The organism is Streptomyces sp. NBC_01431 (assembly GCF_036231355.1).
In the GTDB taxonomy this organism is placed as follows: domain Bacteria; phylum Actinomycetota; class Actinomycetes; order Streptomycetales; family Streptomycetaceae; genus Streptomyces.
Window position 1 is genome coordinate 5,587,381 of the sequence record NZ_CP109496.1, and the last position, 22,474, is coordinate 5,609,854.

Annotated in this window: 18 protein-coding genes; 8 read left to right on the forward strand and 10 right to left on the reverse strand. The window is 72.1% G+C overall.

What is annotated here, in order from left to right; all coding sequences use genetic code 11:
- Nucleotides 1–30: 30 nt before the first annotated feature.
- From nirD to OG522_RS25540, 6 genes are all read right to left on the reverse strand, one after another.
- Nucleotides 31–369 carry a nitrite reductase small subunit NirD gene (nirD, locus tag OG522_RS25515; RefSeq protein WP_329465326.1) on the reverse strand — a complete coding sequence of 113 codons (339 nt, stop codon included), beginning with the start codon at nt 367–369 and terminating at the stop codon, nt 31–33.
- Nucleotides 366–2,834 (reverse strand): nitrite reductase large subunit NirB, encoded by a 2,469-nt coding sequence (nirB, locus tag OG522_RS25520; protein WP_329467734.1) that lies wholly within the window; start codon nt 2,832–2,834, stop codon nt 366–368. The genes nirD and nirB overlap by 4 nt, the downstream gene beginning before the upstream one ends.
- 46 nt (nt 2,835–2,880) lie before the next feature.
- Nucleotides 2,881–4,053 carry an NAD(P)/FAD-dependent oxidoreductase gene (locus OG522_RS25525; RefSeq protein ID WP_329465327.1) on the reverse strand — a complete coding sequence of 391 codons (1,173 nt, stop codon included), beginning with the start codon at nt 4,051–4,053 and terminating at the stop codon, nt 2,881–2,883.
- Between the two features lie 149 nt (nt 4,054–4,202).
- Nucleotides 4,203–4,859 carry a class F sortase gene (locus OG522_RS25530; RefSeq protein ID WP_329467735.1) on the reverse strand — a complete coding sequence of 219 codons (657 nt, stop codon included), beginning with the start codon at nt 4,857–4,859 and terminating at the stop codon, nt 4,203–4,205.
- A gap of 45 nt (nt 4,860–4,904) precedes the next feature.
- Nucleotides 4,905–5,711: a hypothetical protein gene (locus OG522_RS25535; RefSeq protein WP_329467897.1), complete on the reverse strand. Its 807-nt coding sequence runs from the start codon at nt 5,709–5,711 to the stop codon at nt 4,905–4,907.
- A 209-nt stretch (nt 5,712–5,920) separates the two neighbouring features.
- A complete protein-coding gene (locus OG522_RS25540) occupies nt 5,921–6,700 on the reverse strand; it encodes an aminotransferase class IV (RefSeq protein WP_329465328.1) in 780 nt (259 codons plus the stop codon).
- 70 nt (nt 6,701–6,770) lie between these two features.
- Here OG522_RS25540 and OG522_RS25545 point away from each other — a divergent pair, with 70 nt between their 5' ends.
- From OG522_RS25545 to OG522_RS25555, 3 genes are all read left to right on the forward strand, one after another.
- The gene (locus tag OG522_RS25545) at nt 6,771–7,370 is read left to right on the forward strand and encodes an NADPH-dependent FMN reductase (RefSeq protein ID WP_329465329.1); all 600 of its coding nucleotides are present in this window, start codon (nt 6,771–6,773) and stop codon (nt 7,368–7,370) included.
- Nucleotides 7,371–7,558: 188 nt separating this feature from the next.
- Nucleotides 7,559–7,888, forward strand: a complete 330-nt coding sequence (gene cutA / locus OG522_RS25550; protein WP_329465330.1) for a divalent-cation tolerance protein CutA — start codon at nt 7,559–7,561, stop codon at nt 7,886–7,888.
- On the forward strand, nt 7,885–8,334 hold the full coding sequence (locus OG522_RS25555) for a gamma-glutamylcyclotransferase family protein (protein WP_329465331.1): 450 nt from the start codon (nt 7,885–7,887) through the stop codon (nt 8,332–8,334). Before cutA ends, OG522_RS25555 begins: the two co-directional genes overlap by 4 nt.
- On the opposite strand, the gene OG522_RS25560 is transcribed toward OG522_RS25555, so the two are convergent.
- A complete protein-coding gene (locus OG522_RS25560; protein WP_329465332.1) occupies nt 8,297–10,402 on the reverse strand; it encodes a molybdopterin oxidoreductase family protein in 2,106 nt (701 codons plus the stop codon). The genes OG522_RS25555 and OG522_RS25560 overlap by 38 nt on opposite strands.
- 122 nt (nt 10,403–10,524) lie before the next feature.
- Nucleotides 10,525–11,205, reverse strand: a complete 681-nt coding sequence (locus tag OG522_RS25565; protein ID WP_329465333.1) for a SanA/YdcF family protein — start codon at nt 11,203–11,205, stop codon at nt 10,525–10,527.
- Nucleotides 11,206–11,662: 457 nt separating this feature from the next.
- Here OG522_RS25565 and OG522_RS25570 point away from each other — a divergent pair, with 457 nt between their 5' ends.
- The 5 genes from OG522_RS25570 (at nt 11,663) to OG522_RS25590 (ending at nt 18,655) form a co-directional block, all read left to right on the forward strand.
- Complete coding sequence (locus tag OG522_RS25570; RefSeq protein WP_329465334.1) at nt 11,663–12,613, forward strand: sirohydrochlorin chelatase; 951 nt, start codon at nt 11,663–11,665, stop codon at nt 12,611–12,613.
- A 71-nt stretch (nt 12,614–12,684) separates the two neighbouring features.
- Complete coding sequence (locus OG522_RS25575) at nt 12,685–13,965, forward strand: deoxyguanosinetriphosphate triphosphohydrolase (RefSeq protein ID WP_329465336.1); 1,281 nt, start codon at nt 12,685–12,687, stop codon at nt 13,963–13,965.
- A gap of 100 nt (nt 13,966–14,065) precedes the next feature.
- On the forward strand, nt 14,066–15,328 hold the full coding sequence (locus tag OG522_RS25580; protein WP_329465337.1) for an NAD(P)/FAD-dependent oxidoreductase: 1,263 nt from the start codon (nt 14,066–14,068) through the stop codon (nt 15,326–15,328).
- 28 nt (nt 15,329–15,356) lie between these two features.
- Entirely contained in the window at nt 15,357–17,249 is a 1,893-nt protein-coding gene (dnaG, locus tag OG522_RS25585; protein ID WP_329465338.1) for a DNA primase, read from the forward strand.
- 323 nt (nt 17,250–17,572) lie between these two features.
- Nucleotides 17,573–18,655 (forward strand): RNA polymerase sigma factor, encoded by a 1,083-nt coding sequence (locus OG522_RS25590; RefSeq protein ID WP_443074750.1) that lies wholly within the window; start codon nt 17,573–17,575, stop codon nt 18,653–18,655.
- Between the two features lie 51 nt (nt 18,656–18,706).
- Here the strand turns inward: OG522_RS25590 and OG522_RS25595 are convergent, their stop codons facing one another.
- Together OG522_RS25595 and OG522_RS25600 are read right to left on the reverse strand one after the other, a co-directional pair.
- Nucleotides 18,707–20,686 (reverse strand): ABC transporter ATP-binding protein, encoded by a 1,980-nt coding sequence (locus OG522_RS25595; RefSeq protein WP_329465339.1) that lies wholly within the window; start codon nt 20,684–20,686, stop codon nt 18,707–18,709.
- Nucleotides 20,683–22,416 (reverse strand): ABC transporter ATP-binding protein, encoded by a 1,734-nt coding sequence (locus tag OG522_RS25600; RefSeq protein WP_329467736.1) that lies wholly within the window; start codon nt 22,414–22,416, stop codon nt 20,683–20,685. The genes OG522_RS25595 and OG522_RS25600 overlap by 4 nt, the downstream gene beginning before the upstream one ends.
- Nucleotides 22,417–22,474: the final 58 nt, after the last annotated feature.

Sequence of the window (22,474 nt, forward strand, 5' to 3'; positions counted from 1 at the left end):
CGCCCGGCCCCGCTCCCGCCGGGTGGCGGATCAGCGGGAATGGTCGGTCAGGTAGACGTCGACGGCTTGCGCCTCGTCGTCCAGGCAGCGTCCGGTTTCCAGATCGAAGCGGTGTTTGAGGAGCGGCGAGGCGACATAGGGGCGGCCCTCCGGTGTCGCACCGAGCAGGCCGCGCGAGAGGACGTAGGCGCCGGTGAACGGGTCGCGGTTGTCGATCGCGTACGTACGGCCGCGCCGGTCGGTGAAGACGGCGGCCTGGCGGCCGTCCGGGAGCAGGGCCGCGACCCCGCGGCCCGGGGTGAGTCGGGTGGTCTCGCAGACCGCGAACCAGCCGTGGTCCAGCTTGAGTTGGAGCATCGTCGTCGTCATCGGGTGGCTCCCAGAGTGAGGAGGGGGAGTTCGGGCTTGATCTGGTCGCGCTCGGGGACGAACCGGACCGAGGGGTCGGGTGTTCCGGGCGCGTTGACGAAGGACACGAACCGGGCGAGGCGCTCCGGATCGTCCAGGGTCTCGGCCCACTCGTCGCGGTAGCCCGCCACGTGCGCGGCCATCAGGGCCTCCAGCTCGGCGCAGATGCCGAGCGAGTCGTCGACCACGACGTCCTTGACGTGGCCGAGGCCGCCCTCGATCCGCTCCAGCCACACCGAGGTGCGCTCCAGGCGGTCGGCGGTGCGGATGTAGAACATCAGGAACCTGTCGATCAGGCGGACGAGTTCCTCGTCGCTCAGGTCCTGGGCCAGCAGGTCGGCGTGGCGGGGGCTGGCGCCGCCGTTGCCGCCGACGTACAGGTTCCAGCCGTTGGCGGTGGCGATCACGCCGAAGTCCTTCGACTGGGCCTCGGCGCATTCGCGGGCGCAGCCGGAGACCGCCGACTTCAGCTTGTGCGGCGAGCGCAGCCCCCGGTAGCGCAGCTCCAGGTCGATCGCCATCCGCACCGAGTCCTGCACCCCGTAGCGGCACCAGGTCTGCCCCACACACGACTTGACCGTGCGCAGCGCCTTGCCGTACGCGTGCCCGGATTCGAAGCCGGCGTCCACCAACCTGGTCCAGATGGAGGGGAGTTGGTCGACCCGGGCGCCGAAGAGGTCGATTCGCTGACCGCCGGTGATCTTCGTGTAGAGGCCGAAGTCCCGGGCCACCTCGCCGATCACGATGAGCTTCTCGGGGGTGATCTCCCCGCCCGGGACGCGCGGCACGATCGAATAGGAGCCGTTGCGCTGCAAGTTGGCCAGGAAGTGGTCGTTGGTGTCCTGGAGGGCCGCCTGCTCGCCGTCCAGGATGTGGCCGTTGCCGAGCGCGGCCAGGATCGAGGCGACGGCGGGCTTGCAGATCTCGCAGCCCTCGCCGCCCCGAGCCGCCTCGCGGCCGTACCGGTCGAGGAGCTCGGTGTAGGAGGCGATGCGCAGGGCGAGCGCGATCTCGTACAGCTCCTGGCGGGTCTGTGCGAAGCAGCCGCACAGGCCGCCGTCGCCCGACTCGGGCAGCAGCAGTCCGATGGTCTTGACGCAACTGCCGCAGCCGGTACCGGCCTTGGTGCAGCGCTTGACCTCGGGCAGTGTCGAGCAGGCGGTGATGGCGCCCTTGGTGACGTTGTGGCAGGAGCAGATCACCGCGTCGTCGGGCAGCGCGTCGGGGCCGAGCGCGGCCGGCGCGCCGAGCCCGGCCGGCAGGACCAGCTGCTCGGGGGAGACCGGCGGAACGTGCCCGGTCAGCGGGCGCAGCATGCCGTACGCGTCCGCGTCGCCGACCAGGACGCCGCCGAGCAGCGCGCCCTCGGGCGACATGACCAGCTTCTTGTAGATCCCGGAACGCGAGTCGGAGTACACCACGTCCAGGCAGCCCGCGGCCGAGCCGTGCGCGTCGCCGAACGACGCCACGTCGACGCCGAGCAGCTTGAGCTTGGTCGACAAGTCGGCCCCGGTGAAGGCGCGTTCGGCGGTCGCCGCGATAGTGTCGGCCGCCGTCTCGGCCATTTCGTAACCGGGCGCGACCAGGCCGTACACCCGGCCGTCGGCGGCCAGCGCGCACTCGCCGATCGCGAACACCGCGGGGTCCTCGGTGCGGCACTGCTCGTCCACCACGATGCCGCCGCGCTCGCCGATCGCGAGCCCGCAGTCGCGGGCCAGCTGGTCGCGGGGGCGGACACCGGCGGAGAAGACCACCAGGTCGGTCGACAGGTGCGAGCCGTCGGACAGCTTCATGCCGTCGACGCGGCCCTCCTCGCCGGCCGTGATCTCCTGGGTGCCGACGCCGGTGTGCACGGTGAGGCCCATGTCCTCAATGGTGCGCAGCAGTGCGGCCCCGCCGCCCTCGTCCACCTGCACCGGCATCAGCCGCGGCGCGAACTCCACGATGTGCGTGTCGAGGCCGATCCCGCGCAGCGCGCCGGCCGCCTCCAGACCGAGCAGTCCGCCGCCGACCACCGCGCCGGTCGTCGCCGTCTTCGCGTACTCCTCGATGGCGAGCAGGTCCTCGATCGTGCGGTAGACGAAACAGCCGTCGGCGTCCTTGCCGGGCACCGGCGGCACGAACGGGTAGGAGCCGGTGGCCAGGACGAGCGTGTCGTACGCGAAGGTCCGCCCCGAACGCGCGGTGACCGTGCGCGCGGCCCGGTCCACGGCCTCGGCCGGGTCGTCCACGTACAGCTCTATGCCGTAGCGGTCGATGAAACCGTCCGGTACCAGGCTCAGTTCGTCGGGGGTCGTTCCCTCGAAGTAGGAGGTGAGGTGGACGCGGTCGTAGGCGGGGCGGGGCTCCTCGCACAGCACGACCACCCGCGCCCGCTCGGTCGCGCCGCGCTCGGCGAGCGCCTCCAGGAAGCGCTGGCCGACCATGCCGTGGCCGACGACCACGATCGTGGAAAGGGTTTCGGTGGGCACGTCAGGAACCTCCGTCGTGGGTGAGCAGGTGGAGCAGGGGTGCGTCCGGTAGGGGCTCGTCGCCCTCCCAGGTCCGGGCGAGCGCCCCGACCGCGCCGAGATCGCCGAGGAGTACGCCGCCGACCAGCCGGCCGCCGCGCACGACGACCTTGCGGTAGGCGCCCCGGGTCGCGTCCGCGAGCTGGGCCACGTCGTCGCCGGGGCGGGGTGTGGGCTCGCCGAACGCGGCGAGGTCCAGGGGGCGCGGGCCGCCCAGGGTGAGCCGGGTCAGCCCGCGGGTGCCGGGGTAGCGGCCGCGGCCGGTGGCGAAGAACTCGCCCAGCGCGTCGGCCTGTTCGAGTGCCGGGCCCGCGAGTCCGTACACCGATCCGCGGTGCTCGGCGCAGTCACCGACGGCGTGGATGTGGGGGTCGGAGGTGCGCAGCTGGTCGTCGACGACCACGCCGCGCCGGACGTCGAGCCCGGCGTCCAGCGCCAGGCCGGTACGGGGGCGGACCCCGCAGGCCAGCACGACGAGCTCGGCGGTCAGGACGAATCCGTCGGCGAGCTCGACATCGGTGCCGCGGGGACCGGTCAAACCGCGCACCCGGCACTCGGTGTGCACCTCGACGCCGAGCAGTTCCAGATGACTGCGCACGAGCGCCGAAGCGGCCACATCGAGCTGACGCTCCATCAGGCGCTCGCCCTGCTGGGCGAGTACGACCTGTGCGCCGCGCTCGGCGAGCGCGCGGGCCGCCATCACACCGAGCAGCCCGCCGCCGATGACCACGGCAGGGGTGCCGTCGCCGGCCTTCTCGCGCAGGGCGAGCGCGTCGTCCAGGGTGCGGAAGGGGTGCACGCCCTCGGGCAGGCGGCCGTCGCGCAGGCCTCTGAGCGGCGGGAGCACCGGGTTCGAGCCGGTCGCCAGCACGAGCCGTCCGTACGGGACGGCGCTGCCGTCGTCGCAGTGCACCACGCGGGCCGCGCGGTCGATCCGCACCGCCCGGACGCCGCGCCGCACCGCGACCGGGGGCAGGGCTATCACCTCGGGCCCGTACCGCCCGGCGAGCACCTCCGCGAGGAGCACCCGGTTGTACGGTGCGTGGGTCTCCTCGCCGATGACGGTCACCGGGACATGCCGGGCCAGGCGGGCACCCGCTGTGCCGCCGCCGATCACCACGATGTCCGTACTCATGTGCCCAGCGTGCGCGGCGGCTGTTACCCGGCCGCATCCCGCCGATTACCACGGGGGAACCTTGCGCTCAGCGGGGCGCGGGGCGGGGTGTGAGGGGTCGCCCCCGCCGGGGAGCTGGGCGGCATGGGTCTCGCGCCCCTCCGAGCGCTTCAGGAGGCTGGTGCTGCGGGGGGCCGGACGGTGGTCAGATGGGCGTAGACCACTACGTTGCCCCGGTAGCCGGTCTTCTTCTCGAAGCCGCCGCCGCAGGTGATCAGGCGTAGCTCCGGGCGCGCGGCGGCGCCGTAGACCTTCGTGTCCGGGAACGCGTCGTTCTCGTACACCTCGACCGCGTCGACGTCGAACACCGCGGTGCGGCCGTCCTTGCGGGCCACCTCAACCCGGCTGCCCTTCTTCAGCGCGCCGAGCGCGTAGAAGACGGCCGGGCCGCGCGAGTCATCGACGTGGCCCGCCATCACCGAGGTGCCCCGCACCCCCGGCGCGGTGCCGTCCTTGTACCAGCCGGCCACGTTCGTGTTCCCCGGAGGCGGTACGTCCAGGCTGCCGTCCGGGCCGAGCCCGAGCGGCAGCACGGGCGCGTCGACGCGGATCGAGGGGATCTTGACGCGTACGGGTTCCGAGGGCGGCAGGCCCTCGGCCGGCGGTGCGGACGCGACGGCGGGACCGCCGGGGACGGCCGCCGCCCAGCCGGTACGTTCCGGTGCCGAGCCCGCCGCGAACGCCTCCGCAGCCGACGGTTGCGGGGGTTCCACCGACTCGAAGCCCCGCTCGATCAGCCAGAGTCCGACGAAGGCGGCGATCACCATCAGCCAGCCCGCGTTGCGCCGCGCGGTCTGGGCCGACAAGGGCGGTCAGCCCCGGCCCTGCGCGCCGCTCGCCCGGCGACGCAGCAGCCAGGTGCCGCCCACGGCAGCCGCGGCCAGAACCGCCACGCCTGCCGCGATCTCGGTGGTGTCGGGTCCGATGCTGCCGCCGACCCCGGTCTTCACGTGGCCCCGCGGGTCGTTGCCCCGTCCGCTGGTGTCGTGGTCGTGCTGGTTGTTTCCGGGCCGGGTCTTGTCCTGGTCTCGCGGGTCGTTGCCCCGTCCGCCGGTGTCGTGGTCGTGCTGGTCGCCCCCGGGCCGGGTCTTGTCCTGGTCCCGTGGGTCGTTGCCCCGTCCGCCGGTGTCGTGGTCGTGCTGGTTGTTTCCGGGCCGGGTCTTGTCCTGGTCTCGCGGGTCGTTGCCCCATGCGCTGGTGTCGTGGTCGCGCTGGTCGCCCCCGGGCCAGGTCTTGTCGCGGTCCCGCGCGTTGTGGTCGCCGTCCCCGGCGACCGGCAGCCGGGTCTCGACGACTTTGCCGTTCTCGCAGTTCACGCTGTTGGGGAAGCCGCCCGGCCGGGCGTGCGACGGCACCTCGAACTGCCCGGCGAGCACCTCCTTCGGCGGGGAGGCCGTCATCTGGAAGTCGCCCGCGCCGAGGGCGTTCGCGTCCCCGGCGGCCCGCGAGCCGGACCCGCAGGCGGTGGTGTTCGCGGTCACCGTCGTACCGGGCGGGGCGCTCGCCGGCCAGAGTTCCGGCGAACCGGACCTGTCGTTGCCGGCGTACGCGAGGGAATCGGCGCCCAGCGCGGCGACGGTCGCCAGCAGGGCACTGGTCACGAGTCGAGCAGTACGCATGGGTCCTCCGGGAACGGAGCGGCATGGGGCTACTGCCTACGACCTAAGTGCGGAACCCCGTGCAGCGCCCTTCGGCGGGGGACGAAAGAGTGACGGAGAGCGGGCCGGACGGGTGATCGTCACCAGGCGGGCTGGCAGGCGGCCGGGTCCGGTGACGGGGGCAGCGACTGACCAACGCCAGCCGTCGGCCCTCGCCATCCCCTGCGCCCTCAGATGGCATCCCAGGGTGCCTCCTCGTACGCGCGCCACACCACCTTCATCAGCTCCGCGTCCACCGCGAACTCGCGCTCGTCGATGCGGCCGACCGGTGCGATGCCGCGGGAGTTGGTGACGAAGGCCGCGGTGTACGCGCCGAGGCCGTCCAGGGTCACCTCGCGGCGGGTCGACTTCAGGCGGTACTCGGCCAGGCGCGGTTCGAGCACCGCCATGGTGACGCCGAGCAGCGCGGGACGGTTCGGCCAGACCACTGAACTGCCATCCCAGAAGGCGATGTTGGTGATCGCGCCCTCGGCGACCACGCCGCCGGGCCCGGTCAGCAGGGCCTCGGTGAAACCCCGGCTTTCGGCGAGCCGGCGGTAGTAGGCCTGGGCGAAGCCGCCGAGGTGTTTGACGTGGGCGACCGGACGCTCGTACGGCACGGACAGCAGGGACTGGGTGGTGGGCTGCATGTCCTGGGGATCGCGGACGGTCACCATCGCGGTGGGCGCATCCTCAGGCCCGTACACATGGACCCGTACCGCCGCGTCGGAGCAGCCGGACGCGGTGAGGGCCTGCCGCACCAGTGCGCGTACCCGGTCGCCGTCGAGCCCCGGGCCGAACAGTTCGCGGGTGGCCCGGTCGAGGCGGCTGAGGTGGTGGGCCAGACCGCGGACCCGGCCGTCGCGGACCTGCATGGCGGTGAAGTGTCCGTAGCCGCCGGTCAGCGCGGGAATGAGGAGGTTCTCGGCGTCGGCGGGTCGGCCGTCGATCTCGACGTACGGGAGTGTCATGGGCTTCAAGATAGTTGGCCGTCCGAAGCCACTTGACCTCAAGCGGGCTTGAGGTTGGAAGCTTCTCGCCATGGACATCACCACGGCCGAGAAGGCCCCTCTCAAGCTCACCGTTGTCGTCGCCTCCAACCGCGAGGGCCGGTTCGCCCCGGTCGTCGCCGACTGGTTCCTCGCCCGTACCCGCGAGCACTCCGGGTTCGACGTCGAGGTGCTCGACCTGGCCGAGGCCGAGCTGCCCACCACCATTTCGCACAGCCCGTCGCCCGCCGTGGCGGCCCAGCTCTCCGTCATCACGCCGAAACTGGCCGGTGCTGACGCCTTTGTCGTGGTCACCCCCGAGTACAACCACTCCTTTCCCGCCTCGCTCAAGAACCTCATCGACTGGCACTACGTCCAGTGGCAGGCCAAGCCGGTCGGCTTCGTCTCGTACGGCGGGATCTCCGGCGGTCTGCGGGCGGTCGAGCAACTGCGGCAGGTCTACGCCGAGATGCACGCCGTCACCGTGCGGGACACGGTGAGCTTCCACAACGCGCACGGCCTCTTCGACGAGGACGGCGAGCACCGCGAGCCCTCGCAGGCCGACGCCGCCGCGAAGAAGATGCTGGACCAGGTGGCGTGGTGGGCGCACGCCCTGCGGGACGCCAAGGAGGTCCACCCGTACGCCGGTTGAGCGCGACGGGGGCGCCGGGCGGCCGGGCGCGGTCATCGGCCCCGGGGGCGGGGCGTCAGGGCGACCGGGACATCAGGTAACGGTCGTGCGTACGCTCCGTCCCAGCCGGTGGGTTCAGGACCGAGGGCCCGGCCGGAGCGATCTTCACATCCCGGCCGCACCCGGCCGAACGACCGAGGGAGGCAGCCGTGACACCGGCCGGACCACTGACCGTGCAGACCACGACCGACAGCGCGGACAAGGCCGCGGCGCTGGCCCGCGGCGCGGTGGAAGCCCGCCTCGCCGCCTGCGCGCAGATCGCGGGCCCCGTCACCTCCGTCTACCGGTGGGCGGGCAACATCGAGACGGCGCAGGAATGGCAGGTCCTCTTCAAGACCACCGCCGCCCGCTACCCCGACCTGGAGCGCCACCTCCTGGCGGCCCACGACTACGAGACGCCCGAGATCATCGCGACCGAGGTGGTGGCGGGCAGCGCCGCCTACCTGTCCTGGATCACGGCCGAGACGGCCGCCGGATGAGCCCCGCCCCCGAGCCCGCGCTGCCCTTCTTCGTGTACGGCACGCTCCGCCCCGGCCAGCGCTACCACCAGCGCTTCCTGTGCGGCCGTACGGTGTCCGAGCGCCCGGCGCTGCTGCCTGGCGCCCTCCTGTACGACGGCCCCGGCTATCCGTACGCCGTGGCGGGAGACGGCACGATCACCGGCACCCTCATCGATGTCGCTCCCGCCGATCACGCCGAACTCCTCGCCGAACTCGACGAGTTGGAGGACCACTTCGGGCCCGGACACCCCCGCAACACCTACGACCGGCTGGTGCGGGAGGTGCTCGTCGACGGGCGGACCGTGCGGTCCTGGGTCTATCTGGCCGCTCCCCGGCTCGACCGCGAGCTGCGCGCAAGCGGCACACTGATCCCCGGCGGCGACTGGCTCAGCCGGTCCGCTCCACCCGCACCGCGCACACCTTGAACTCCGGCATCTTCGACACCGGGTCGAGCGCCGGGTTCGTCAGGTTGTTGGCCCGGCCCTCGCCCGCCCAGTGGAACGGCATGAAGACGGTGTCCGACCGGATGGCGCCGGTGACCCGCGCCGGGGCGGTGGCCCGCCCGCGCCGTGAGGTCACCGTCACCCGATCGCCGTCGGCCACCCCGATCCGGGCGGCGAGCAGCGGGTGCATCTCGACGTAGGCGCCGGGGGCGGCCGTGTTCAGTTCGGGGACGCGCCGGGTCTGCGCGCCCGACTGGTACTGGGCGAGGACCCGGCCCGTCGTGAGCACCACCGGGTAGTCGGCGTCGGTCTCCTCGTCCGGGCCCCGGTGCGTGACCTCCACGAACCTGGCCCGGCCGTCCTCGGTCGCGAACCGGTCGAGGAACAGCCGGGGCGTGCCCGGATGCCCCTCCTCGGGGCACGGCCAGAACACCCCGTCCTCGGCATCGATGCGGGCGTAGCTGATGCCCGAGTAGTCCGCGGCCCCGCCGGCCGAGGCCCGCCGCAGCTCCTCGAACACCTCCTCCGGATCGACCGGGAACCCCTTCGCAGCGGAGTCCGAACCAAGCGCCTCCGCAAGGGAGTTGAGGACCTCCAGATCGCTTCGTACGCCCGCCGGGGGTGTGAGGGCGGCCCGCCGGAGCAGCACCCGCCCCTCCAGATTGGTCGTGGTGCCCGTCTCCTCCGCCCACTGCGTCACCGGAAGCACCACGTCCGCGAGTTCGGCGGTCTCCGAGAGCACCACGTCGGCGACGGCCAGGAAGTCCAACTCCCGCAGCCTGCCCTCCACATGGGAGGCGCGCGGCGCCGACACCACCGGATTCGACCCCATGACGAGCAGCGCCTTCACCTCGCCGCCCAGCGCGTCCAGGAGTTCGTACGCGCTGCGCCCGGGGCCCGGCAGCGAGTCCGGGTCGACGCCCCACACCCCGGCCACATGGGCCCGCGCAGCCGGGTCGGTCAGCTTGCGGTAGCCGGGCAACTGGTCTGCCTTCTGGCCGTGTTCGCGGCCGCCCTGCCCGTTGCCCTGGCCGGTGAGACAGCCGTACCCGGACAGCGGGCGGCCCGCCCGGCCGGTCGCCAGGCAGAAGTTGATCCACGCGCCGACCGTGTCGGTGCCCTTGGCGTGCTGCTCGGCACCGCGCGCGGTCAGCACCATCGCGTCCGGCGCGTCACAGAACAGGGCAACGGCTTCCCGGAGTTGGGGCACCGGCACCCCCGTTATCCGCTCCACCTGCTCCGGCCAGTGCGCCATCGCCCCCGCCCGCGCCGTCTCCCAGCCCGCCGTCCGCTCCCGGATGAACTCCTCGTCCGCGCGCCCCTCGGCCACCACCAGGTGCAGCAGACCGAGCGCCAGGGCCAGGTCGGTGCCGGGCCGGGGCGCCAGGTGCAGGTCGGCCTGCTCGGCGGTCTTCGTCCTGCGCGGATCGATGACGATCAACTTGCCGCCGTTCTCCCGCAGTTCGCGCAGATAGCGCAGGGCGGGCGGCATGGTCTCGGCGAGGTTCGAGCCCGCCAGGATCACACAGCCGGTCCGGGCCACGTCCGCCAGCGGAAACGGCATCCCCCGGTCCACGCCGAAGGCCCGCTGGTGGGCCGCGGCCGCCGACGACATGCAGAACCGTCCGTTGTAGTCGATCTGCGAGGTCCCGAGCACCACCCGGGCGAACTTCCCCAGCGCGTACGCCTTCTCGTTGGTCAGCCCGCCGCCGCCGAACACCCCGACCGCGTCGGCCCCGTACTCCTGCCGCACACCGCCGAGGCCCTGGGCGACCCGGCCCAGCGCCTCCTCCCAGGTGGCCGGTTCGAGCCTGCCGGTGGCGGGGCGCCGGATCAGCGGACCGGTCAGCCGGGCCCCGGGGGAGAGCAGCGCGGGCGCGGTGCGCCCCTTGCCGCAGAGCGCGCCCCGGTTCACCGGGAAGTCCCGCTCGACCACGTCGAGGCCGCCGTCCGCACCGGGCGCGACCCGCAGCCCCATGCCGCACTGGAGCGAGCAGTACGGGCAGTGGGTGGCGGTCACGTCGGAGGGAGCCGGAGTGTCGAGGAGCATGCCCGTCAGTGTGGGACGGCCGTGTTACGCCCGCCCCCGCCCGCCGGTTACGCGCCGGGTGCGGCGACCTCATCGCGGCGCTCGGGGTGCCGTGAGGGGAGGCGCGCCCATCGGAGCCCCGGTCAGCCCGCCAACGCGCGGGCGACCCCCGGCTCCTTGGGACCGAGGAAGGTCGGGTCGGGACGGAACGCCGCGTCCACCGCGGCCTTCTCCGCCGCGAACACCTCCCGCACCCCGCCGTAGTACCAGGTCACGTCGTGCGCGGCATCGACACCGACGCCGTACGACGTGATGCCCGCGGCCTCGCACAGGGCGACGGCGCGGCGGATGTGGAAGCCCTGGCTCACCAGGACGGCCCGGTCCACGCCGAAGATCTTCTTGGCCCGGGTGCAGGAGTCCCAGGTGTCGAAGCCCGCGAAATCGCTGACCACCCGCTGGTCCGGCACGCCGTGCTGGACGAGATAGCCGCGCATCGCGTCGGGCTCGTCGTACTCGGTACGGCTGTTGTCGCCGGTGACCAGGACCGCCTTCACCTTGCCCGCCCGGTACAACTGCACGGCCGCGTCGAGACGGTTGGCGAGGTACGTCGACGGCTTGCCGTCCCACAGGCCCGCCCCGAACACCACGGCGACCCCGGACGCCGGGGCGTCGGCCACCGTGCCGATCCGGTCGGCGGTGGCGGCGTACACCCAGGCGGCGGGCGTCAGCGCGAGCACGCACCCGGCCACGACGCCCCGCACGAGCCGTCGTCGGCCGGCCCGGGTGCGCGGCAGACGCGGTCGCTTCAGTCGGATGCGCGGCACGTGGCTCCCCCTGCTGATCTCCGTCGGTGTACGACGGGATGGACGCGGCGCCCGGCACGCCGGTTCGCCGCACGCCCACATCCGCACAGCTCTGTGACACGGCCACGTCCATCGCGCATCCGGCCCCCGCCCCGCGAGGCGGTCGTCCGCGGACCGCGGGATCCGTGGGCCGCGGCTTCCGCGAGCCGCGCGACCCGGCGCGCGAGCCGGGGCAGGCGGCGCCGAGTGCGGCGAGGAGCCCGGCCGCCGATGCGGCGCGGACCGCGGGATCCGTGGGGCGCCTCCGTCCGGCCCGGTCCGGGCCCTGCCGCCGACCGCCGCACGCGGTCCACCTGGTCACGAGCGGCGCACCCCCGACCCCCCCCGCACCCCCGCGCCGCCGTCCCCGTGAGGCCGTGGAAAACACCCGTCACCGGCGCGCAACGGCCCGGCAACGTACGCCCGGCAGGATCGGTCCATGACGGAGACGGATCACATCCCCGCGGAGACGGAGACGAGCCAGTCCCCGCCCTTCGACAGCACTGCCCAGCTCCTCACCCGCATCACGGCCCAACTGGGCAGCCAGCTCAGCCGCGTACGACTGAACGGAACCCCCGCCCCGATGCCCTCAACCGGCCGCCCCGCCCTCGTCGCCGTCGCCCACGGCAGCCGCGACCCCGGCGCGCTGCGGACGGTCACCGCTCTCCTCGACCGGGTCCGCGAGCTGCGGCCCGGCCTCGACGTCCGCCTCGGCCACATCGAGATCGACCGCCCGCTGCTCACCGACACGCTGGCCACCCTGCGCGGAGAGGCCGTCGTGGTGCCGCTGCTGCTGAGCCGGGGCCACCACGTCAAGCACGACATACCCCGGGCGCTGGCCACCGCGGGCAGCCATCTACGCACCTGGACCGCGCCCCCGCTCGGCCCGCACCCCCTGCTCGTCGAGGCGCTGTACGGGCGCCTCATGGAGGCGGGCTGGCACCTCGACGCCCGTACCCTGCGCGGCGCCGGGGTGGTGCTGGCCGCCGCCGGGTCCCGCGACCCCGACTCGGCCGCCGACATCCGCCGCACCGCCCGGCTGCTCAGCGAACGCCTCGGCGGAATCCCGGTCCTGCCCGCCTACGCCTCCGCCGCCTCGCCCAGCGTGCCCGAGGCGCTGCACGCACTCGCCGCGCGCGGCAGGAACCGGATCGCGATCGCCTCCCATTTCACCGCCCCGGGACGTTTCGCGGCGCAGAGCGCGGCCAAGGCGCCGTGGCTCGCGGCCGCACCCCTGGGGGCGCACCCGGCCATGGCCCGGCTCGTCCTGCACCGGTACGAACAGGCGCTGACGCGCGCGGCGTCACCGGCGGGCGGCGGCCTTGCGCCCGTCGCGGTCGAAGAGCTCGCGGTCGAAGCTCTCGCGGCCGAAGGGCGACGGGCTGCCTGAGGGCGGGTCCGAGGGCGATACCCGACGGCCACTTGAGTCCGCTTGTCAGTGACTGCGTTTACTGTCGGTGCATGGAGTTCTACGCCGAGGCCGACACTGAACGGTGGGCCGCCGAGCCCGACAAGCGGCCCGGCCGCACCGCCTTCCAGCGCGACCGCGCGCGGGTGCTGCACTCGGGGGCGCTGCGCCGCCTCTCGGGCAAGACGCAGGTCGTCACGCCCGGCTCGCGGAGCCAGGCCTGGGACGCCAGCCCGCGCACCCGCCTCACGCACTCGCTGGAGTGCGCCCAGGTCGGCCGCGAACTCGGCGCCGCCCTCGGCTGCGACCCGGACCTCGTGGAAGCCGCCTGCCTCGCCCACGACATGGGCCACCCGCCGTTCGGGCACAACGGCGAACAGGCGCTCAACGACTTCGCCAAGGACATCGGCGGCTTCGAGGGCAACGCCCAGTCGCTGCGCCTGCTCACCCGCCTCGAACCGAAGCGCTTCGTGCGCTCCTCGGTCACCGGAAGCCCCGTCAGCGTCGGTCTCAACCTCACCCGCGCCGCCCTGGACGCCGCCACCAAGTACCCCTGGGCACGTGGCGGCCACCCCACCGACCCGGCCTCCGTGAAGTTCGGGGTGTACGAGGACGACCTGCCGGTCTTCGAGTGGGTCCGGGAGGGCGCCACCCCCTACCTCAAGTGCTTCGAGGCCCAGGTCATGGACTGGTCCGACGACGTGGCGTACTCGGTGCACGACTTCGAGGACGGTCTGCACGCCGGCCACGTCGACCCGCGCGCCCTCTTCTCCGAGGCCGAGCGAGCCGACATCTGGCGCGTCGCCATCGGCAGGTACGTCCCCGCGGACACCGACCCGCAGGAGCTGACCGAGGCGCTGGAGCGGCTGCTCGCCCAGGAGTGGTGGCCGCGCGGCTACAACGGCTCGGCGGTCGCCCAGGCCCGCCTCAAGGACGCCACCAGCCAGCTCATCGGCCGGTTCTGCCTGGCCGCCGAGGCAGCCACCCGCGCCGCGTTCGGCACCGGGCCCCTCATCCGGTACGGGGCGGAGCTGGTCGTCCCGCGCGAGACCCGCACCGAATGCGCCGTCCTCAAGGCCGTCGCCGACCGCTATGTGATGCAGCGCGACGAGCAGGAAAGGCTCCGCGCCGACCAGCGCGTCGTGCTCGCCGAACTCGCCGAGGCGCTGACCGCCCGAGCCCCCTTCGACGGCCTGGACCCGCAGTTCCGCGCCCTGTACGACGAGGCCGACGACGACCGCACCAAGAAGCGCGTGATCGTCGACCAGATCGCCTCGCTCACCGACGCGGCAGCCCGCTCCCTGCACTCCAGACTCACCGTGCACCACCGGTAATCCAGGCCGACCCGACGCCCCAACGGAGCAAGCCCCCTTCCCCCATCACGCTCCGTGCGGGACGCTCGCACATGGCGGCAGCGCAACAAGGAGGCATCAAGTGGTCGACGCAGATCGGACATTCGTCATCGTCGGAGGCGGTCTCGCGGGGGCGAAAGCCGCCGAGACCCTCCGCTCCGAGGGCTTCAACGGGCGGGTGATCCTCATCGGCGACGAACGCGAGCACCCCTACGAACGGCCGCCCCTGTCCAAGGGGTTCCTGGCCGGCAAGGAGGAGCGCGACAGCGTCTTCGTGCACGAACCCGCCTGGTACGCGCAGGCCGACATCGAGCTCCACCTCGGCCAGCCCGTCACCGCCATCGACCGCGCCGCCAAGACGGTACAGCTCGGTGACGCCACCCTCATCCAGTACGACCGGCTGCTGCTGGCCACCGGCGCCGAGCCGCGCCGCCTGGACGTCCCCGGCACGGACCTGGCGGGTGTCCACCACCTGCGCCGCCTGTCCCACGCCGAGCGGCTCAAGCACGTCCTGAAGGCGCTCGGCCGCGACAACGGCCACCTCGTGATCTCGGGCGCCGGCTGGATCGGCCTGGAAGTCGCGGCCGCGGCCCGCGGATACGGGGCGGAAGTCACCATCGTCGAGCCGGAGCCCACCCCGCTGCACAACGTGCTCGGCCCCGAGCTCGGCCAGATCTTCGCCGACCTGCACGCCGAGCACGGCGTCCGCTTCCACTTCGGCGCCCGCCTCACCGAGATCGTCGGCCAGGACGGCATGGTTTTGGCCGCCCGCACCGACGACGGCGAGGAGCACCCGGCGCACGACGTGCTGGCCGCGATCGGCGCCGCCCCGCGCGGCTCCCTCGCCGAGATGGCGGGCCTCGCCATGGTCGACCGCGCGCACGGCGGCGGCATCGCCGTGGACAGCTCGCTGCGCACCTCCGACCCGGACATCTTCGCGGCGGGTGACGTGGCCGCCGTCCACCACCCGCTGCTCGAAACCCGGCTGCGCGTCGAACACTGGGCCAACGCGCTCAACGGCGGCCCGGCCGCCGCCCGCGCGATGCTGGACCAGGACGTCACCTACGACCGCGTGCCCTACTTCTTCTCCGACCAGTACGACCTCGGCCTCGAATACTCGGGCTGGGCGCCGCCCGGCTCGTACGACCAGGTGGTGATCCGCGGGGACGCGGGCAAGCGTGAGTTCATCGCGTTCTGGCTGAAGGAGCGCCGGGTGCTCGCCGGGATGAACGTGAACGTGTGGGACGTCACAGAGCCGATCCAGGCCCTGATCCGGGCCGGGACCCAGGTGGACACCGAGGCACTGGCCGACCCGTCGGTCCCGCTCGGCTCCCTCGCTCCGTGATGTCACACCGTCCCCGTAGACTTCATGCGTGGCAGGCAGGATCAACGATGACGACGTGAAGGCGGTCCGGGACGCGGTCCCGATCGACGCCGTCGTGTCCGAGTACCTCCAGCTGCGCAACGCGGGAGGCGGCAACCTCAAGGGCCTGTGTCCCTTTCACGACGAGAAGTCCCCGTCCTTCCAGGTCAGCCCGAGCAAGGGTCTCTTCCACTGCTTCGGCTGCCAGGAAGGCGGCGACACGATCGCCTTCGTCCGGAAGATCGACCACCTGTCGTTCTCCGAGGCGGTCGAGCGGCTCGCCGCCACCGCGGGCATCACGCTGCGGTACGAGGAGGGCGGGTACAACCCGTCGCACCAGCGCGGCGAGCGCATCCGCCTGGTCGAGGCGCACAAGGCCGCCGCCCAGTTCTACATCGAGCAGCTGGGCAGCCCCGAGGCCGAGATCGGCCGCGCCTTCCTCGCGGAGCGCGGCTTCGACCAGGCGGCGGCCGCCCACTTCGGGGTGGGCTACAGCCCGGCGGGCTGGGACCACCTGACGCGCTATCTGCGCGGCAAGGGCTTCAGCGACAAGGAGCTGCTGACCTCGGGCCTGGCCCAGGAGAGCCGCCGCAACCCCATCGACCGCTTCCGCGGCCGCCTGATGTGGCCGATCCGCGACGTGTCCGGCGAGGTCGTCGGCTTCGGCGCGCGCAAGCTGCGCGACGACGACCAGGGCCCGAAGTACCTCAACACCCCCGAGACGCCGATCTACAAGAAGTCGCAGGTCCTGTACGGAATCGACCTGGCCAAGAAGGACATCGCCAAGGCCAGCCGCGCGGTCGTGGTCGAGGGCTACACCGACGTCATGGCCTGCCACCTGGCCGGGGTCACCACCGCCATCGCGACCTGCGGCACGGCCTTCGGCGGCGACCACATCAAGATCCTGCGCCGCCTCCTGATGGACAACGGCTCGGCCCGCGTGATCTTCACTTTCGACGGCGACGCGGCCGGCCAGAAGGCGGCCCTGCGCGCCTTCGAGGACGACCAGAAGTTCGCCGCCGAAACGTACATCGCGATCGCCCCCGACAACATGGACCCCTGCGACCTGCGCCTGGCCAAGGGTGACGAGGCGGTCGCCGACCTGGTCCAACCCCGCACCCCGCTCTTCGAGTTCGCGATCCGCCAGATCGTGCGACGCTACGACCTGGAGACCCCGGCGGGCCGGGCCGCCGCGCTCGACGAGGCGGCGCCGATCGTCGCCCGCATCAAGAACGTCGCCTCCCAGCACGAGGTCGCCGTCCAGCTCGCCGGCATCCTCGGCATCCTGGACACCCAGTTCGTGGTCAAGCGGGTCGCCCAGCTCGCCCGCTGGGCCCGCGACCGCGGCGGCAAGGGCCCCGCCCCCGCCCACCACCGTCAGCAGCAGTACGAGAGCGCCGCCCCCCGGGGCGCCGTCGCAGGCCCCGCGCTGAACCTGCGCAGCCCCGCCCACCGCACCGAACGCGAGCTCCTCAAGCTGGCGTTGCAGCACCCGCACCTGGTGTCCCCGGCCTTCGACGCGTACGGCGCCGACGAATTCACCGCCCCGCCCTACGCCGCGGTCCGCCAGTGCATCCAGGAAGCGGGCGGCGCCACCGACGCCCCCTCCGACTACCTGCCGGCCGTTATGGACTGCGCCCCCAACGACGTGGTGCGCGCCCTGGTCACCGAGCTCGCGGTGGAGGCCATCCACGCCCGCACGGTCGACGAGGCGTACGTCGGCGAGCAGTTGGTGGCCGTGCGCCGCCGGGCCGTCGACCGCCGCCTCCTGGACATCCAGGGCACCCTGGCCCGCCTCGGCCAGAACGGCGACCCGGCCCAACTGGCCGCCGTCCAGAACGAGTTGTGGGTCCTCCAGCAGTACGGCCAGGCCCTGCGAAACAAGGGCGCGGCAGCGCTTTAGGCGCGCCGCACGGGGTACCCGCCGGAGCGGAAGCCGCCGCCCCGGCCGTGGGCCGCGACCGGGGCGGCATATCCGTCCGGGTAATCACCCGGTCACGCACCGGCTTCAAAAAGTCACCGCACGCCCGTCGCGTCGACCATGTGTCGTACCCCACACTGGGTGGCGGTGCCTGAGTCCTCGGAGCGCGGCCCGCCCACCCCTGTCGGTGGGCACCTCACCCCCGCGGATCCGCTCATCGCGTACGGGACGGAAAGCGGTCCGGCCGCCCCCGTCCCGCTGCCGCCCGCCCCCGATCCGGCAGCGATCACCTGGAGGTCGCCCCCGTGCAGACCCAGACCCTGACCGACAACGACGTCGTCACGGCCGTACCGCCGCAGTCGCGGTCCGTGCACCACCCCGAGGCGGAACCGGGCCCGGTCGCAGGTCCCGGCCAGGTCGCCGAGGAAGAGGTCCCCGAACCACCGGACCCCCGGCCGAGCCGCTCGGATACCGGCGGCCCGTCCTCGGACCTCTTTCGCCAGTACCTGCGCGAGATCGGCCGCATCCCGCTGCTCACCGCGGCAGAGGAGGTCGAGCTCGCCCGGCGCGTCGAAGCGGGCCTGTTCGCCGAGGAGAGGCTGAGCACCGCCGTCGACCTGGACTCCCAACTCGCCGTGGACCTCGACAAGTTGGTCGTCATGGGCCGGATGGCCAAGCGCCGGCTCATCGAGGCCAACCTGCGTCTGGTCGTCTCCGTCGCCAAGCGGTACGTGGGGCGCGGGCTCACCATGCTCGACCTGGTCCAGGAAGGAAACCTCGGACTGATCAGGGCCGTCGAGAAGTTCGACTACGCGCGCGGCTACAAGTTCTCCACGTACGCGACATGGTGGATCCGCCAGGCCATGTCGCGCGCGCTCGCCGACCAGGCCCGCACCATCCGCGTCCCCGTCCACGTGGTCGAGCTCATCAACCGCGTGGTGCGCGTCCAGCGCCGGATGCTCCAGGAGCGCGGCTACGAGCCGACGCCCCAAGAGGTCGCCGCCCACCTCGACCTGACGCCGGAACGGGTCGGAGAGGTCCTGCGCCTGGCCCAGGAGCCCGTCTCGCTGCACGCGCCGGTGGGGGAGGAGGACGATGTCGCGCTCGGCGACCTCATCGAGGACGGCGACGCCGCGTCCCCCGTCGAATCCGCCGCCTTCCTGCTGCTGCGCGAACACCTGGAGGCCGTGCTCTCCACGCTCGGCGAGCGCGAACGCAAGGTGGTCCAGCTGCGCTACGGGCTCGCCGACGGGCGCCCCCGCACCCTGGAGGAGATAGGGCGCATCTTCGGCGTGACGCGCGAACGCATCCGCCAGATCGAGTCCAAGACGCTGAACAAACTCCGCGATCACGCGTTCGCGGACCAGCTGCGGGGATATCTGGACTGACGAAGGGCCGGTCCGAAACGAATCCGGTACCGGCCCCAACCGCCTCGCGAATCAGTCGACTTCGGCAACCGCCTGGGCGAACTGGGCGGCGTACAGACGGGCGTAGGCACCCTCCGCCGTCAACAGCTCGTCGTGCGTGCCCTGTTCGACGATCGAGCCGTTCTCCATCACCAGGATGACGTCCGCGTCCCGGATCGTGGAGAGCCGGTGCGCGATGACGAACGAGGTGCGCCCGTGGGCGAGCCGCGCCATCGCCTTCTGGATCAGTACCTCGGTACGGGTGTCGACCGAACTCGTCGCCTCGTCCAGGACCAGGATCACCGGGTCGGACAGGAACGCCCGCGCGATGGTGATCAGCTGCTTCTCGCCCGCGCTGACCCCCGTGCCCTCGTCGTCGATGACGGTGTCGTAACCCTCGGGGAGCGTCCGGATGAAACGGTCCGCGTGGGCCGCCCTGGCCGCCTCCTCGATCTCCTCGCGCGTCACGCCCTCCCGTCGCCCGCCACCACCCTTGCCTGACGCGCTTCGCGCGGCACCTCTTTCTGCCGCGCCGTACGCGATGTTGTCCGCGATCGAGCCGCCGAACAGCCAGGTGTCCTGGAGCACCATGCCGATCCCGGAGCGCAGCTCCTCGCGGGTCATCTTCGCGGCGTCCACCCCGTCCAGGGTGATCCGGCCGCCGGTGACCTCGTAGAACCGCATGAGCAGGTTCACCAGCGTCGTCTTGCCGGCGCCCGTCGGGCCGACGATCGCGACCGTGTGACCGGGCTCCACCGCCAGCGAGAGGTCCTCGATGAGCGGCTTCTCCGGCTCGTAGCGGAACGACACGTTCTCCAGCGCGACCGCGCCGCGCAGCACCTCGGGCCGCTCGGGCGAGGACGCGTCGGGCGCCTGCTCCTCGGCGTCGAGCAGCTCGAAGATCCGCTCGGCCGAGGCGACACCGGACTGCACCAGGTTCGCCATCGAGGCGACCTGGGTGAGCGGCATCGAGAACTGCCGCGAGTACTGGATGAAGGCCTGGACGTCGCCGATGGACAGCGTTCCGGTGGCGACCCGCAGACCGCCGACCACCGCCACCAGGACGTAGTTCAGGTTGGACACGAACATCATCAGCGGCTGCATGACGCCGCTGTTGAACTGCGCCTTGAACGACGCCTCGTACAGCGCGTCGTTCTGCTCGGCGAAGGCGTTCGCCGACTCCTGCTGGCGGCCGAACACCTTCACCAGGGCGTGCCCGGTGTACATCTCCTCGATGTGCGCGTTCAGCTTGCCCGTCGACTTCCACTGCTGGACGAACTGCGGCTGCGACCGCTTGCCGACCTTCGTCGCCACGACCACCGACAACGGCACCGTGACCAGCGCCACGAGCGCGAGCAGGGGCGAGATCCAGAACATCATCACCAGAACGCCGACGATGGTCAGCAGCGAGTTGATGAGCTGGCCCATCGTCTGCTGCATCGTCTGCGAGATGTTGTCGATGTCGTTGGTCGCCCGGCTGAGCACCTCACCGCGCTTGGCCTTGTCGAAGTACGACAGCGGCAGCCGCGACAGCTTCGTCTGGATGTCCTCGCGCATCCGGAAGACGGTCTTGTTGATGGCCCGGTTGGAGAGCCGGGTCGCCACCAGCATGAGCAGACCCGCGCACACGTACACCGAGAGCGCGGCGAGCAGCACGCTGCCGACACCGCCGAAGTCGATGCCGTTGCCCGGCGTGAAGTCCACCCCGGAGAGCATGTCCGCGAGGCCGCCCTGGCCCTTGTGCCGCAGGCCGTCGATCGCCTGCGCCTTGGTGACGCCGGCCGGTATCTGCCGACCGACCACCCCGGCGAAGATCAGGTCGGTCGCCTTGCCGAGGATCTTCGGCCCGACCACCGAGAGGCCGACGCTGCACACGACCGCGAGCAGCATCACCCACAGCGTGGCCTTCTCCGGCGCCAGCTGTCTGACCAGCCGTTTGCCGGACTCCTTGAAGTTCATCGACCGCTGATCCGGGCCGCCGCCCATCATCATGCGTCCACCGGGCCCGCTCATGCCGCCTCAGCCTCCGTCAGCTGGGAGAGCACGATCTCCCGGTACGTCTCGTTGTCGGCCATCAGCTCGTGATGGCGGCCGGTCCCGACGACCTGTCCCTCGTCGAGGACGATGATCCGGTCGGCGTCCCGGATGGTGGAGACCCGCTGGGCCACGATCACGACCGTGGCCTCGGCGGTCTCGCGGCCGAGCGCCGAGCGCAGGGCCGCGTCGGTGGCGTAGTCGAGCGCCGAGAACGAGTCGTCGAAGAGGAAGATCTCCGGGCGCTGCACCAGGGTGCGTGCGATCGCGAGCCGCTGGCGCTGACCGCCGGACACGTTCGTGCCGCCCTGCGCGATCGGCGCGTCGAGGCCGCCTTCCAGCTTGCTGACGAACTCCTTGGCCTGCGCGACCTCAAGGGCGTGCCAGAGCTCCTCGTCGCTCGCGTCGGGGTTGCCGTAGCGCAGATTGGTGGCCACCGTCCCCGAGAACAGGTACGGCTTCTGCGGGACCAGCGAAACGGTCTTGGCGAGCAGGACGGGATCGAGCGTGCGGACGTCCTCGCCGTCGACCAGGACCGCGCCGTCGGTCGCGTCGAACAGGCGCGGCACGAGGCCGAGCAGTGTCGACTTTCCGCTGCCCGTCGACCCGATGATCGCGGTGGTCTCGCCGGGCCGGGCCACGAGCTCCACGCCCCGCAGCACGGAGGCCTCCGCGCCCGGGTACTTGAAGTCGGCGCCGCGCACCTCCAGATGACCGTGCCGGCGCAGCTCGCGCACCGGGTTCTCGGGCGGCACCACGCTGGTGTCGGTCCCGAGCACCTCCTCGATGCGCTCGGCACAGACCTCGGCGCGCGGCACCATCATGAACATGAAGGTGGCCATCATGACGGCCATCACGATCTGCATGAGGTACGCGAGGAACGCGGTGAGCTGGCCGATCTGCATGTCCCCGCTGTCGATGCGGTGCGCACCGAACCAGACGACCGCGACCGAGGAGACGTTCACGACGGTCATGACGGTCGGGAACATCAGCGCCATCAGCCGCCCGGTGGACAGCGAGACGTCGGTCAGGTCGGTGTTGGCGCCGCGGAAGCGGTCCTGCTCGTACTCGTCCCGGACGAAGGCCCGGATCACGCGGTTGCCGGTGATCTGCTCGCGCAGCACCCGGTTCACCGTGTCCAGGCGGGTCTGCATGGTGCGGAACAGCGGCCGCATCTTGCGCACGATCAGCGAGACGGCGATGCCGAGGACCGGGACGACCGCGAGCAGCACCGCGGACAGCGGCACGTCCTGGCCGAGCGCCATGATGATGCCGCCGACACACATGATCGGCGCGGACACCATCAGCGTGAACGCCATGAGGACCAGCATCTGGACCTGCTGGACGTCATTGGTGGTGCGGGTGATCAGGGACGGCGCCCCGAACTGGCCGACCTCGCGGGCGGAGAACGACTGGACCCGCGCGAAGACGGCGGCCCGCACGTCACGGCCGAGGGCCGCGGCGGTCCTGGCGCCGAAGTAGACGGCACCGATGTTGCAGAACACCTGGACGAGGCTGACGGCGATCATGATGCCGCCGTGCCCCAGGATGTAACCCGTGTCCCCGTTCACGACACCGTTGTCAATGATGTTCGCGTTCAGGGTGGGCAGATAAAGGGTGGCGCTGGTCTGCAGCAGTTGCAGCAGCACCAGCAGGGCAATCGGTTTCTTGTACGGCCCTAGATGGGTCCGCAGGAGTCGTATGAGCACGCGCAGGCTCTCCGGGTCGGCAAGATCGGGGGTTCGACCCCCCATCTTGCGACACTCC